The organism is Paenalicyclobacillus ferrooxydans, assembly GCF_001399675.1.
In the GTDB taxonomy this organism is placed as follows: domain Bacteria; phylum Bacillota; class Bacilli; order Alicyclobacillales; family Alicyclobacillaceae; genus Alicyclobacillus_B; species Alicyclobacillus_B ferrooxydans.
The window spans coordinates 12,635-26,853 of record NZ_LJCO01000052.1 but is presented as its reverse complement, the minus strand read 5'-3'; the positions used below and the strand labels follow the sequence as shown (position 1 = coordinate 26,853).

Here is a 14,219-nt window from a genome sequence, read left to right as displayed (position 1 = left end):
GGAAGTTGTTTGCTGCTTATGCCTGAAGGGTCTCAGATAATAAGTAAGCGTACAGCAGTTGATACGTGTTCTCGAGTGCTTCGAGATGCGAGCGCTCGTATGCATGAGAGTTCGCGACCCCCGGCCCAATTAGGCCGTGCACGATATCGCTGCCAGCGCGGATGGCGGCAGACGCATCAGAACTGTAGTTCGGGTAGATATCGACCTTGTAGTACAGGTTGTTGGCTTTTGCAAGTTCCACCAGATGCTGACGGAGTCCAAGATGGTACGGACCTGAACCATCCTTGGCGCAGATGGACACGCAGTACTCATCCGTGGTTTGTCCGTCGCCAATCGCCCCCATGTCGACTGCGAGGTATTCCACTGTGTCATCGGGCACGTTGGAATTGCCGCCGTATCCAATCTCTTCATTGTTGCTGATAAGGACTGTAACGTTATACGGAAGCGTTGTCTTACTTGCGGTGAGTTCGCGCAGTAACTGCAGGACAATCGCCACGCTAGCCTTGTCATCGAGGTGGCGGCTCTTGATAAAGCCGCTTTCGGTCACTTGAATACGTGGGTCCCAGTACACAAAGTCCCCGACCGACACGCCGAGTGCTTGGGCTTCCTCTGCAGTACTCACTTTCGCATCAAGGACAACTTCAATGTTGTCATTGTTGCGAGCGGTCTTTTCAACCTCTCCGTTGACGTGTACCGACGTGTTGTGGAGGATGACTGTACCCGTGATGACTGCACCATCCTGGGTCTTGACACCACAGTATTCACCTTCAACCGTGTTCCAGGCATAACCGCCGATCTTATGCAGACGAAGCCGTCCACTGGGCAGGATCTCTTTGACCATTGCACCGAGGGTATCGACATGTGCAGTGATAAAGCGACGTTTGGTGGTGTCCCGTCCGGGCAAGTCAATCAGCAGACCGCCTTTACGGTTGCGTCTCGTCGTTAAGCCGCAGGACTCGCATTCCCGTTCAAGCAGCTGAATAATTTCCCGAGTGTCGCCGGTCGGGCTCGGAGTATCTAGTAACCGTACCAACAAGGTTTGAAGTTCTTTGAGATAGGTTGGTTTTTGTGTATTTGAACTCAACTCAGTTCCTTCTTTCGTCATGCAATCGTTCTCCCTTCAACCGATGGTCATGGCTGGAGCATTTGCCAACGTCATGTCCCATTCTAACATGTACAGTGATTCCCTTGCCGATCCGGTGCCATCTATCGTTTGACAAGCATATTTGAAGTGACGCGTCGGCATGCTTGTGTTAACGTAGAGGCGTTGTGGCAAAGCGGCTGGTCTACTTGAACTGGTCCGTTTGAACTTGACAGAGAAAGGTCGGGCTCCATGACATCACGAGAGAGCGGGATACAAGAAACAGTGAAAATAGACTCTATCTATTCAGACGGCCTGGCAAGATTGGCAGTGTCTCTTGATTCGGATGGAGAGCATGAAGCCGCAGGGAGAATACAAGATTTGCGAGAGCGCCTGGAGAGCAGCCAAGACACCGTTCGAATTGCCTTGTGCGGTCTCTTCTCAGCTGGTAAGTCAAGTCTGATTAATGCTCTCGTTGGAGACAGAGTTGCGGCAACCGGTGCCATACCGACCACCGCCGCGATTCAGGAAGTGTTATGGGATACTGGTACCGGACGCATTCTTCTGATGGATACCCCTGGCATCGACTCGACGGACGAGGCACACCAAGAGGCCACCGAAGCGGCACTGCACCTTGCAGATGTGGTCTGCCTGGTCGTCGATTATCAACACGTGGAGTCCGAGGAAAACCTGGAGTTTGCACGTGTCCTCTGCCAGCGCGGGGTACGATTGATTGTGGTGGTTCATCAGATCGATAAACATCTTGAGTTTGAACTCAGTTTTAACTCGTTTTCGCGGCGTGTTGAGACTGCGCTCGAGGATTACGGCATCTCTTATGACAAACTTTTCTACACCGCTGTCCGGGAGACGCCGCTCAGCCAACTGGATGCATTCCGGGGCTATTTGACAGACCTGTCGAGAGATGCGCACAACGTCATTGCACAAGGTATCCTGAACAATACAAACGCCATTGTCAGAGATGCGGTGGCTGAACGATATGCAGATGAGATTTGGCAGGCGGAACAACAGCTTCAGGACGAGTTTGGAGAGGTTCCCTTAGACCGTCAGGAAGCTGTGGAATGGCTGGATGATTTAAATGCCAAGATTGACGCGCTTGAAGCGGAGGCAAACCAGCGCGAGCACGCCATTCGCGATGCATACGAGGCTGCTGCACAAGGTTTTCACCGGTCTATCGATCTCGGTCAAATCGCCCCGTATGACACCACTGAACTCGGGCGCCATTTCGTCGAGAGCCTGCGCAAAGGGTTTAAAGTCGGGTGGATGAACGCCAAGAAGAAGACGGAAGAAGAGCAGCAACGGCGTCTTCAGGGCTTTCATAAACAACTTCAGGACCACTTGCGTCAGAGTCTCGTCTGGCCCTTGCAGCGGGAAATTCGGTCGTTCGTCTACGGGAGTGATTTCGCCGACGAGAGTTTTGTCACTGACCTGGATGCATTGGATATGGAGATTCCGACTGAACTCTTCTATACAGCGGTTCATCAGGGTGCTTTGGAATCAGCACAATACCCGTACCAGTACGTGAAGGATGTTGTGTCGCGGGTGAAGACCTTGGTTCGTGTAAAACTGAACGAACTGATTGCACCTTGGCTCGAGCAGATGCTCGCGAAGTTTCACAGTGATGAACAAGAGCGTCTACAACAGATTTCTGACGTGAAAACACATCGCGATGCGCTGGTCAATTGGCAGAATCTGCATCAACAAGAGGAAGAACTCCTTGAAACCTATATGAGCCAACTCAATCAGGGCGCACAAGCTTGATTCAGGAGCCTGCTAAAGAGAGGGAAATCCGAGTGGAGCAGCAACAAGTCTTACAACTCAGCACAAAGGTAAATGAAGCAGTCAAACGGCTGTCGGTCTTAAAAGACCCGCCGTCTCTCAAACCGCTGCGTGACTTGGCGGAACGTTTATCGGATCCGAGGCGAGTCGTTGCCGTTTTCGGTGCTTTTTCTGCCGGTAAGTCCTCGCTCATTAATGCGTTTCTTGGACAGAATGTCCTCACTGTGTCTCCGCACCCGACTACGGCGACCATTACCGAGATCCGACCGACTGAGGCGGATAAGTCGTATGCAAAAGTAAGAACCAAATCGGAAGCAGAGATGTGGGAGGATGTTTACAGAGCACTCCGTTATCTGCACGTGCAGGCAAAAGACCTTGGAGATGCTGTAAAGAAGGCTGGACAGTTAAAGTCAGCCGATTTTCCCGCGGGTGCCCGTCGTCATGTATCATTTCTGCGCGCTGCCGCAGCCGGTTACGAACAGATGTCTTCGAAACTCGGACAGGACCTTGAGTATCCATTGACTGAGCTCGAAGCCTTGACTGCGGATGAGTCGATTGCCTGCTATCTGCACAGAGTCAATGTCTACGTCGGGATGGATATCCTCGATGAAGGCATGGTTCTCGTCGATACGCCAGGGGTGGACTCCATCCACCGTCGTCACACAGATGTCGCATTTGATTACATGCGCCACGCGGACGCTGTTGTATTTGTTCTCTATTACACGCATGCATTTGCGAGAGCGGATCAGAACTTTTTGTCCCAGCTTGCACAAGTGCAGAACATTGCGGGCGTGAACAAGCTGTTTGTCGTCATCAATGCAGTTGACCTTGCTGCCAGTGAAGAAGAACTGATTGCTGTCCAAAATCGCGTCACAGAGGAAACCAAACGGATCGGCATACCTGACCCGCGAATCTACACTGTGTCGAGTCAGACAGCAATGGCAGCCAGGCGTCTCCTCGACGGCGACCCGTCTCCGGAGCTTGAAGCGCTGATTCGTCAGCGGCTGCGGATGGAAGCGGATGAGCCCTTGCCAGACGCGGCGGATATCCTTAGAGAATCAGGGATCCTGAAGCTGCAGCAAGAGCTGTCCGCCTACTTGAATGACAAGGCATACGAACTGGCGCTTGGCACTGTAGACGCACAGTTTCGAAGTCTTCACCAGGCACTCGCCGGTCGCGTTTCACATCTGCGCGAGCTGCAGGCGCAAGACGACTCAATGCGGCGCGAACGTGAACACCAGCAGCAGAAGCTGGCGGATGAACTTCGCAGACTTGCTGCTGCGGCACAGAACGGGTCTGCGGAGCAAGAACAGGTACTCGTCTCGGAGTGGACCGAGCTCGTCTTTCACATCGGGCAGCGGATCCGCATGAACCTTTCCGCCCTGTTTCGTGAATCCTTTCATCCCAGTCTGTTCAAGGCCCGAGGTAATGCAAGACAATCTCTCCAACAGGCAGCTGCAGATTTAATGGAGGCCGTAAACCGCCAGATTGAAGCGGAGATTCGAACGCTCTCCCTGCGCATGCAGGCCCAGGTGTCAAGCACGCTCGAGCGGCAGCGAACGGAGTTGCAGGATACGATTGATGGACTCGTGCCGGGGGCACTCGAGGTCAGAGAGATGCCTTGGGACGATCACGTTGGACTGCCGGATCGAGCCAATCTTGAGGGCGAAATTGTCAGGCCGTTCTTCAAATTTTTTTCCAATCCGCGCCAATTCTTTGAGGAAGGCGGACAAAAGGAAATGATTGAGGCGGCGTCTCCCGTCGTGATGGAGGCTGTCGAAGACGTCACCAAAAAGTTTGCGGCAGAGCTTCAGAGCACTTTTTTGTCCGACTACCGCGTACTCGTTGCAAACCTTTTCGACACGACCGCATCGCAACTGCTTGAATTGACAGATGAATCTCTCGGTACGGCAGAGAGTCTGATACAATATGAAGAGACATATCAGTGGGTTGGACAGCAGCTTGCTCATTCCTGAGAGCTGGTTTGTACTCCATTGTGGACGGTCAAACTTGTAGAAAATACGATTCTCACGTGACCAGGGAGGGATATCTATGGCGAACCGGTGGAGAGGGGACGGAGGCTGGGATCAGCCGCGAGGGCCAAAGGGCAATCGACTGATTGTCTGGGCTGGCGTTGCCGTCTTGGTATATGGTCTAGGCATTGGCACCGGCGCCGTGATTGCACACTCGAACTCGGCAACCGTCGGGTTCAGCGGCAATCTACCCGGAACCGCAGGGTCAGAGGCGCAAGGAGCACCAAGTTCTCCAGCGCAGTCGCTCCCTCCGCAGTCTGGCGGGTCGACAGGTGGAACATCGACAGACCTTTCACCTACACTTGACAGCGGTATTATTGCGCAGATTTATAAACAGTCGATTCCGAGCATTGTGACCATCACAGCGGTCACCGACTCCAAAACCAGCGGTCCGTCAGAGGATATCGGCACGGGGTTCTTCATCAATAACCAAGGCGACATTGCTACGAACGCGCACGTTGTGAACGGCCAGAAAACCGTCACTGTCACGCTCGCAGGAAAAGACTACAAGGGACAAGTGGTTGGGGCTGACACGATGGATGATCTCGCGATCGTGCACATCACACCGCCTTCAGGAGTGCAGCCTCTGCCGCTCGGCACGGCAAAGACGCTTGTCCCTGGGGACATGGTGATTGCCATCGGCAACCCATTTCAACTGACGGGCAGCGTGTCTGCGGGGATTGTCAGCGGACTCAACCGCTCTATGCCAACCCAGAGTGGACGGGTGATGAGCGGCTTGGTTCAGACGGATGCGTCCTTGAATCCGGGCAACTCCGGCGGCCCTCTCCTGAATGATCGAGGGCAAGTCGTTGGGATTGACACAGCAATTGAAAGCCCAGTGCAGGGTTCAGTCGGCATCGGATTTGCCATCCCGATTGACCGATTGATTCGGTTGCTGCCGACATTGCTTCAAGGGCAGACCGTGACCCATCCGTGGCTCGGCATTGAAGCGCTGGACTTGTCGCCGGCACTTGCACAGCAGGCAAAACTGCCTGTGTCGCAAGGTGTGTTGGTGATGTCGACGGTGCCCGGCAGCCCGGCTGCTAAGGCAGGCATCCGAGGGGACAGCGGGACAAGCACGAATCCGAAGTACGATGGGGATATCATTATCGCGGTCGATGGATCGCCTGTGAGTGACGTTGCTTCGCTGACAGCGGATATCTCACAGGATCCGATTGGAAGCGTGGTCAAGCTGACCATTCTGCGAAATGGCCAGCAGATGACCGTGAATGTGACGTTGGCTCCATGGCCGAAGACGCTGCCAGGCTCGACGAACAACGCGCCGTAACAGGACACCGGTCAGATTTACGAAACACGATCATCAATGGGGCAGGAGCAGAACGGCAGTTCCGTCAGAGGCGACGGGACTGCCGTTTGTTTCTGGCCCTGAATGACTTCACGATGACGTACGCAACCATCGCGCCGATCATCACGAGACCTGTCAAGAACAGGACGACCCCGGCGCGAAAGCCGAGTGGATGATAGGTGAGGACAACCGTTTGCTTGCCGGCAGACAGTGGGATCCCAGTCAAAAGATATCCGTACATACCCCCGACTTGTTCTGGGCGCACAGGTTGTCCGTTCACTGTCGCTGTCCAGCCCGGGTCAAATGTCTGGCCAAGGACAAGCTCACCGCCACTGTGAGACGCGTTGACCTGCCAGACCTGGCGGTTGGCGTTGAAGGAGATGGACTTGACGGTCCCGATGATGTCGGTCAGCGGGTCGTCCGGATTCATCGTGACGTATGCGCCTGCGGCGGGCGCCTGGTTCTCCCAAACGGTCTCGAGTCCGTTTGAAGCAACGGGTTTCCATGGCTCCGGGCTAAGCCAAACATCGGAAATCAGGGTAGAAGATGGACTTTTACCTGACGTCATCCAGGTCGTTTCCAGGACCTGAACTTGAGTATTCCATGTCTCATTTTTGACGATGACCTGGGTTTGACCTTGGCGAGGCCAGTCAGATGGCAAAGGGATCATAAAAGATTGATGCGGCAGCCCGGTTAACAGCTCTGTCAGGTGTTGGTCCCCGGAAAGCAAGGTGACGCTGAGCAGCGGTGCATAATCGGGGACCGATGCATCGTTCGTGGCCCCCACGCGAATCTCGAGTGCGTTGGCAGCCTTTGGGACGTTAGCACCTTGTTCCACGCTTGAAACACCCTTTGGTTCCGTTGCCCAGTAGGGAATCGCATGATTGGTGCTAACGAGGAAGCGTATGCCGAGGGCATCCATCATGGACCGCGGCTCGCTGACGACATCACCAGCACTCCACGTTAAATTGACATAGTCTGCGTACCACACGGATTCGAGGGAGTCGTATCCGTTTAAGGTTGGAATGGAAAAGGCCAGTGACTCATCAAACGCGAGTGACGTATCTGGCAGGGCAAAGACTTTTTGCAGAGGATACCTCGTTGTCAGTTGGGTTTTGATGTAATTCGCCGTTTGATTTGGGGCGTTGTAGCTGAGTGTCCCGTCATTGACGAAGCCAGACCAGCCTGCTGCTTGAACCACCACGTCACTGCACACGATAAGACTGAGAATGAGCCCCGTAACAGCGCTTCGAGCTGGGCGGCCAATCCACAACAGCCAAGGCAAGATCATGGTTATCGCGGCAATGCAAATGGGCACGACCCAGGCGAGTTCAGGAGCGGATCGCAGAGAGCCATGTGCATGTTCGACCACCAACGTGCCGATGGCAAGCAGGGAGAAGACAGATAAGGTAATGAGAGGGGCCTTTTTTCGGTACTGAATCGCTTCCATCACAACGGCCATTCCGACAGCGGTGAGAATGGCAATCGACAATTGTGTCAGCACCGTGTAACGGGCCGGGATCCGAAACAGATCAAACCCTGGGAAGTACAAGAGGACATCCTGAAGCAGCCCGTTTGCCCCGAGTGACAACAATATGCCAACGGTCCCCACGAGTAAAAGTGCCGGTACCAGAGGATGTCGTAAAAATCCGCTGACGACCGCCGTCAGAGCGAGCAACAGCGCGGCTAAACCGACATAACATGTGTACTCCCAAAACAGCGCGCTGCCATAGGCAGCTGCAAAACCCTGTCCCGTGAGCGGTGTACCTGTATAGCCGCCTCCGGTAGTAAACGGTGAAAGGAACTGCAATAGTCCGTTCAGCGGCATGGAGCCTTTGAGCAGGAATACCTTCGAGACCTGAGAACGGTCCGAATAAGGGATGAGCTCAAGTGTTGGCAGCCACTGCGGTGCAGACAACAGCAGCGAGAGTGCACCCGCGCCGAGGAGCATTGAGATCCGCTGGAAAAATCCGAGAAACGGAGTCAAGAAAATGATCGTTAATGCGCAGATGAGAATCGTCAGAAGCAGATAAAAAGAAACCTGCGGATGGCCTGCATAGATCTCAAATGCAACGACAACACCCAGGGCCACCGTAGTTTGCCAGCTTGGGCGTGTAAGCAGTCGAATGAGGAAGTAGAGGGCAAGAGGGACAAGGCTCATTGCATCGAACATCTGGGTGTGTATTTGGTGCCCAATCATAAATCCACTCGTTGCAAACACAACACCGCTGCTCACGGCAGCCACACGGCGTTTAGTCAGGTGGTAGCCGATAAGGTACACGGAGACAGCAGCCAAAAGAGTGTGGAATGCGTAAGACACCTTGAGTGCCGTTTCGATAGGAAGGAGTGCGAACACGAGATTTGGAAGGTACAAAGGCCCGGATTGACCAGCCCCTAAAAATGGTTGCCCGCCAAAGTTGTACGGGTTCCACAACGGCAGCTGTCCATGGCGCAGCATGTTCCCGACAAACATTCGTTGCGGAACATTCAGCCGCGTTAAATCGTCGAATGTCATGGCCCCGCTTGAAAACCACAATGGATAAGCCAAACAAACAAGAACGACTAGTCCAAACAGCGCCGGCAGATGGTGACGCAGTCGCTCCAATACGGAATTTTTGTGTGTGGGATAAATTTCCTCATCGGTGGTCTGCTCAAACACGTTGTGGTATGCTTTCATGCAAGTCCCCTAAAAAAAGGCAAACAATCACAGCCTTTAATGATCGATAGATTGATAATGTGTAACATTTTTGGTGCGATTGCGTCTGGAATAATGACTCAGCCATCGCACCATCCTGGCTGAGCTGGTGGACACTCCGACGGTAGAACGCGGTGCCAGTCTCCAGCCCAATGACTCACAGGCCAAAGGAGCGTTCGGCATGCGTTGTACGGCCGGTGCCTGCAATGAGCGGTTTTGCGAACATGGCTGCCTTCGGGAGCACGAGATCGCTGTCCGCAATCTAGTCTATCACATTACACATAATCCGAATGATGTCGATGACATTACACAGGAGGTCTTCATCAAAGCCTACCAGTCACTGGCTTCGTTTCGAGGCGGCAGTTTCCGTGCTTATCTGGCGAGAATTGCTAGAAACCACTGTTATGACGTGCTGCGGCGAAAAAGGGTCCGACCGGAGACGACGCTCGGAGATTTGACTGTGGAACAATGGCCAGGCACAGACGGTGGGCCAGAAGACGTTTTCCTTGACAAAGAAACCGCCCTTGAGGTCCGGCACTTGCTCGATCAATTGGGTGAAGTCGATAGAGAGTTAATGATCTTGAGGCATTTGAACGAGTTTTCTTATGAGGAGATTGCCGAGGTGGTCGGAATGCGGCCTGGTGCGGTTCGAACCCGGATCTCGCGAGCCAGGCAAAAAATGCAGGAGCTGATGGAAAGGAGGGGTCAAGGTGAAACACCTGCAATCACAACAGGCATGGGCATACATAGAAGATGAGATGGAATGGCATCAAAAGCTGAAGTACGACAGGCATCTTGAGGAGTGTATGGACTGCCGACGGCTGCTAGATGATACCCGTCGACTGCAGCAATCGATGATTCATGCGATGGATGCAGAAGTCCCTGCCATGCCCCCTGATTTTCATGCTCAACTGCTGGATGCCTTGCACAAAGATGCAGAGAGCCCTGCGGCTTCGCGAACACTGCGTTCGAAGCACCTCTTTCAGCGTCGCATTCGATACGGTGTCAGCTCCGCAGCCACTGTGGTTTTGGCGCTGGGCATCGGGTGGTTTACCCTGCACGGAAAGTTGTCGTTGCCTTCCCCGACGCCTGCTCATAACAGTGTTGCGATGGGTATGACGGGCGACGTTACCGGACATCAAACGCGCAAGGGCCCTGGCGGAGGGGTGTCTCATCATCGCACAAACGGTGTTCTTGAAAACCTGGCAAGCCCCGCACAAGCGCCGGCGAATATAGAGAGTCCGGGTCAGGCCGCGCTTGCAACGACAACGGTACCGGATCGACTGAACGGACTGGCTCTGTTTCAAGTGAAGACACCTTCCGGACAACCAATTGCCAATGCACATGTATCGGTGATGGCGGGGGGACAATTGTTAGCCACCGGGCTGACTGGTGAGAATGGGCAAGTTCGTCCGTTACAGTTGTCGGTTCCTGTCGATCCAGTCTTGTACCCACTGTTTTCCACGGCTGCCATCGCCGAGCAGGGGACCATGACCGTCGTCGTGTGGAAACAAGGTTATCGACCTGTTGTGTCTTATGACGTTCGCGTATTCGCTGGCGGGAGCAGTCAATTTTCGCAGTCGTTGACTCTGCAGCCAGCCGCTGGGGACCCGCCACCCATACTCGCCGGGTACGGCTTCTCACGAAACGGGCAGGGCTATCAGACGTCAACTGTTGCGGCATTTGTCAACTGGGTCAAACAGGCCGTCACTGTGCAGTCGGTCGACACTGCTGCGGGGCAGGTTCAAAAGGTGACATCAATGGTGGGCACAAGCAACACGGCTCAGGGCCCTGGTCACGTTGCAGTCACTGTACTCAATCAAAATGGCCGACCCGTTGAGGGGGCACAGGTCGCTGTTGTAGCAGGGAGCCACATCAGTGGCAGTGGACATACAAACGCCAACGGAGTGGCGCCCGTGATTGCGACCTCAGGCATTGCCGACTGGCGTTTTATTGGGCCTTGGAACATTTCCAACCTGTCGCCCCAGATAACGGCAGTCGTGGTGTGGAAACAGGGCTATGCGCCAGCTGTTGGCATGTATGTGCCCATATCGAGCACAAGTCCAACGGACGTGACAGTGAAACTCGACTCCTTGTCTTGGCGAAAATCGATGGGATGGAACAACCTGAGTGCACCAAGCACAATCGCGCCTGAACGTCTGCCAACCACGACGAACGCCATGTCATACCTGGCGTGGGCCACCGGGCAAGGATATTAATCTAATTGGCCTCTGGTCAAGAATCTGCAGCTTACGTGCGCCGGTAAGGACATGAATCTGCACCTCGCACTCAAATGAGTGAGCATGTGCATCACCAATAATCTATTGACATATATACCCCTGGTGGTATATAAAATACCCATGGCAGTATCCTTGCGGGTATTGTTCAGCGACTGGTGACGTCACGGCTCACGGTCAACAAGAGGAGGCTAAATCATGCGAGTACCACAGTGGATGTCGGTAGATGTAAAAGAATGGATTCGAGCAAATAAACCCCTGCAGATTATTGATGTTCGTCAACCAGGGGAATATATGTCTGGACATATCCCAGGAGCAAAACTGATTCCGCTCAATGAGCTCCCACAACGTTTCCAAGAAATCGATAAGAACCAAGACAGTGTCATTGTCTGCCACAGCGGCGGCCGCAGTTCCATGGCTTGTGAATTTCTTCAAGGTCAAGGCTTCAACAAGATTCACAACCTGATGGGCGGCATGTCCATGTGGGACGGAGACGTCGAGTAAGCTTTGAATTGTGAAGGTACGTGTATCCGCTTTGGGATACGAACCATCCATCCTCGACATAAGGGGGGCCATCCATGACAATCGGCCTTATCGTTACGCTGTGCCTGATTGGAGCTGTGGGAGCCCTCCTCTCAGGGATGCTTGGTATTGGCGGGGCAATCGTCAACTACCCGTTACTCCTGTACTTGCCGGTTTGGTTTGGAGTGGGCAAGTACACACCTCACCAAGTGGCAGGGATTGTCGCTTTACAAGTGCTGTTTGCGACATTGTCTGGTGTCATTGCACTTCGTAAAAGTAAATCGATTCACTACGGTCTTGTGTTATATATGGGTATCTCCATTCTCATTGGCAGTTTCCTTGGGGCCTACGGGGCAAAATACCTGCCGGGTGATTGGATCAATGTGATTTACGCGTTGCTGGCAACCATCGCAGCCATCATGATGTTTATCCCAAGACGAGGCCTGGACGACCAGCTTATCGAAGAGATTACCTTTAACAAGGTGATCGCAGTCGTTGCAGCGATTGTTGTCGGGATGGCCGCCGGCGTAGTCGGGGCAGGCGGGGCATTTATCCTCGTCCCAATCATGCTTCAGGTACTCAAAATTCCAACGCGGGTAACCATCGCTTCTTCACTCGCGATTACGTTCATCTCGTCGATTGGAGCGAGTGTCGGCAAAGTCATGGCCGGTCACATTCCGTTTCTTTGTGCTTTAATTGTCGTACTCGCGAGCATTGTTGTGGCGCCGTTTGGCGTCTGGCTCGGTCGTCAGATCCACGCCAAGGCACTCCGGTATACGCTGGCGATGCTGATTGTCGTAACAACGGTTAAGATCTGGGTCGGTATTGCAGGCTAACCTGCCTGCTAAGCCTTCATCGGTGATTCGTCGCTCGATGACCTGGTATCGGAAAACCTATGGATGGTGAGCAAGCCTTTTTAACCCTTCCCCGTGATCATAAATAACACCGGTCCTCATATTGAGGGCCGGTGTTTTGATTCTTGAGGGAATCTCATGCATTCGGATTGTGAACATACGGCTTTCGCCTGCGGCGTCCCGCGTAAGACTGGTGAAACATCTTCAGCAGTGCCCGCTTCTCCAGGCGGGACACATACGACCGGGAAATCCCGAGTTGATCGGCAACCTCGTTTTGCGTCCACTCTTCACCATCGGCGAGGCCAAATCTAAGTTCAATGACGCGACGCTCACGAGCGTCAAGCACGTCCATTAATTTCAGCATACTCCGAATTTCCATGCGTTTTGTAACTTCTTCTTCCGTCTCGTCTGCATCCGATCCAAGGACGTCACCGATGGTGATCTCGTTTCCTTCTTTGTCCGTCCCAATCGGACTATTGAGTGAAACGTCCTTGCGTGTTTTTTTCTGTGCACGCAGTTGCATCAGGATCTCGTTCTGTATGCAACGGGCTGCATAGGTTGCAAATTTGGTTCCCTTGGTCGGCTGGAATGTTTCCACAGCTTTAATCAGACCCACGGTACCAATCGAGATGAGGTCATCGTGGTCAATTCCGGAGGAGTCGAACTTCTTGGCGACGTGCGCGACCAGGCGCAGGTTGTGTTTAATCAGTACTTGATACGCCTCTCGGTCGCCACTATGCCAGCGTTCAAAGTATATCTTCTCTTCCTCTTTGGTGAGGGGTTGTGGGAAGGATTGATTGACATAGCCGGTAACCAAGACGATGTCTTTAACCAGTGATGTGACGGCAACTGCCAGGGATATCAAAGCCTGCACCTCCGACTTGTTGATGACAGGATGCTTCTATGCTATGTCTGTCACGACGGTGGTGTGTCGGCAGGTGCCAAAGTTTCGATGCGCTGATGGGTTTTACCAAATGCATACAGTCGATAGTTGTAAAGCTCTCGTGTGGTACACTAGAAAAAGGATTTTGCAATGAGGTGAGAGGAGATCTACATATGGAAAAGGCCCGTCGTCGACCACCAGGAAGACCGAGACTGGACGCGAACGAAGCGCCCGTAGCAGAGACCATCATGAGGACGGCGACCCGTTTATTCATGGAACACGGTTATGAGGGAGTATCCGTTGAACAGGTAGCCGAGTTGTGCGGCGTTACCAAAGCAACGGTCTACTACCATTATGACAACAAAGCATCTTTGTTTACTCAAGCATTCATCGACTTGATGAACCGAATACGACAGCATACGGTCGAGGTGCTCGCCGAGCACACCACGCTTCGGGAGAAGTTGACACGCGTGGCAGAGTTGCGCCTTTCCGTTCCACACGCTGTGCATGACTTCGATTCCTTGATGGGTGAAGCGGAAGTTGTGCTTACGGCGAGCCAACTCGAGGCAATGAAGGAAGCGGAGCATCGGATCGTGCAAACGATTTCGGATGAATTCAAGGCAGCCGAAGAGCGCGGAGAAATTCTGCGCGTGCGGGCTGATGTGGCGGCGCATACGTATCTCGCGTTACTGATGGTCGGGAAGGCAAAAGAGAAGGATGGAACGAAGTTATTTGAGTCCCCCGGACAGGCCGCAGAGGAATTAGTCAGCGTGTTATGGCACGGGATCGGAACTCACTGAAGCAAAAGACC

At 53.4% G+C, this 14,219-nt stretch carries 11 protein-coding genes; 8 read left to right on the top strand and 3 right to left on the bottom strand.

The genetic code is table 11. The features are described from left to right. Positions 1-16: 16 nt before the first annotated feature. Positions 17-1,105: a M42 family metallopeptidase gene (locus AN477_RS12810; protein WP_054969561.1), complete on the bottom strand. Its 1,089-nt coding sequence runs from the start codon at positions 1,103-1,105 to the stop codon at positions 17-19. Positions 1,106-1,333: 228 nt separating this feature from the next. Here AN477_RS12810 and AN477_RS12805 point away from each other — a divergent pair, with 228 nt between their 5' ends. From AN477_RS12805 to AN477_RS12795, 3 genes are all read left to right on the top strand, one after another. After that, entirely contained in the window at positions 1,334-2,860 is a 1,527-nt protein-coding gene (locus AN477_RS12805; RefSeq protein ID WP_083486255.1) for a dynamin family protein, read from the top strand. 32 nt (positions 2,861-2,892) lie between these two features. After that, entirely contained in the window at positions 2,893-4,854 is a 1,962-nt protein-coding gene (locus tag AN477_RS12800; protein WP_054969559.1) for a dynamin family protein, read from the top strand. A gap of 76 nt (positions 4,855-4,930) precedes the next feature. Continuing rightward, positions 4,931-6,199 carry a S1C family serine protease gene (locus AN477_RS12795; protein WP_054969558.1) on the top strand — a complete coding sequence of 423 codons (1,269 nt, stop codon included), beginning with the start codon at positions 4,931-4,933 and terminating at the stop codon, positions 6,197-6,199. Between the two features lie 64 nt (positions 6,200-6,263). Here the strand turns inward: AN477_RS12795 and AN477_RS12790 are convergent, their stop codons facing one another. Beyond that, the gene (locus tag AN477_RS12790; protein WP_054969557.1) at positions 6,264-8,894 is read right to left on the bottom strand and encodes a YfhO family protein; all 2,631 of its coding nucleotides are present in this window, start codon (positions 8,892-8,894) and stop codon (positions 6,264-6,266) included. Positions 8,895-9,093: 199 nt separating this feature from the next. Here AN477_RS12790 and AN477_RS12785 point away from each other — a divergent pair, with 199 nt between their 5' ends. From AN477_RS12785 to AN477_RS12770, 4 genes are all read left to right on the top strand, one after another. Continuing rightward, the gene (locus AN477_RS12785) at positions 9,094-9,669 is read left to right on the top strand and encodes an RNA polymerase sigma factor (RefSeq protein WP_054969556.1); all 576 of its coding nucleotides are present in this window, start codon (positions 9,094-9,096) and stop codon (positions 9,667-9,669) included. Then, on the top strand, positions 9,623-11,131 hold the full coding sequence (locus tag AN477_RS12780) for a hypothetical protein (RefSeq protein ID WP_054969555.1): 1,509 nt from the start codon (positions 9,623-9,625) through the stop codon (positions 11,129-11,131). Before AN477_RS12785 ends, AN477_RS12780 begins: the two co-directional genes overlap by 47 nt. A 216-nt stretch (positions 11,132-11,347) precedes the next feature. Next, a complete protein-coding gene (locus AN477_RS12775) occupies positions 11,348-11,653 on the top strand; it encodes a rhodanese-like domain-containing protein (RefSeq protein WP_054969554.1) in 306 nt (101 codons plus the stop codon). Between the two features lie 74 nt (positions 11,654-11,727). After that, on the top strand, positions 11,728-12,507 hold the full coding sequence (locus tag AN477_RS12770) for a sulfite exporter TauE/SafE family protein (RefSeq protein WP_054969553.1): 780 nt from the start codon (positions 11,728-11,730) through the stop codon (positions 12,505-12,507). Positions 12,508-12,661: 154 nt separating this feature from the next. On the opposite strand, the gene sigK is transcribed toward AN477_RS12770, so the two are convergent. Next, complete coding sequence (gene sigK, locus AN477_RS12765) at positions 12,662-13,390, bottom strand: RNA polymerase sporulation sigma factor SigK (RefSeq protein ID WP_054969552.1); 729 nt, start codon at positions 13,388-13,390, stop codon at positions 12,662-12,664. 191 nt (positions 13,391-13,581) lie between these two features. Between sigK and AN477_RS12760 the strand changes: the two genes are divergently transcribed. Further along, a complete protein-coding gene (locus tag AN477_RS12760; RefSeq protein ID WP_054969551.1) occupies positions 13,582-14,208 on the top strand; it encodes a TetR/AcrR family transcriptional regulator in 627 nt (208 codons plus the stop codon). Positions 14,209-14,219: the final 11 nt, after the last annotated feature.

Coding starts and splice junctions, on each gene's coding strand:
- AN477_RS12770 (WP_054969553.1), top strand. CDS start 11,728: ATGACAATCGGCCTTATCGTTACGCTGTGCCTGATTGGAGCTGTGGGA.
- AN477_RS12795 (WP_054969558.1), top strand. CDS start 4,931: ATGGCGAACCGGTGGAGAGGGGACGGAGGCTGGGATCAGCCGCGAGGG.
- AN477_RS12785 (WP_054969556.1), top strand. CDS start 9,094: ATGCGTTGTACGGCCGGTGCCTGCAATGAGCGGTTTTGCGAACATGGC.
- AN477_RS12790 (WP_054969557.1), bottom strand. CDS start 8,894: ATGAAAGCATACCACAACGTGTTTGAGCAGACCACCGATGAGGAAATT.
- AN477_RS12760 (WP_054969551.1), top strand. CDS start 13,582: ATGGAAAAGGCCCGTCGTCGACCACCAGGAAGACCGAGACTGGACGCG.
- AN477_RS12775 (WP_054969554.1), top strand. CDS start 11,348: ATGCGAGTACCACAGTGGATGTCGGTAGATGTAAAAGAATGGATTCGA.
- AN477_RS12805 (WP_083486255.1), top strand. CDS start 1,334: ATGACATCACGAGAGAGCGGGATACAAGAAACAGTGAAAATAGACTCT.
- AN477_RS12810 (WP_054969561.1), bottom strand. CDS start 1,105: ATGACGAAAGAAGGAACTGAGTTGAGTTCAAATACACAAAAACCAACC.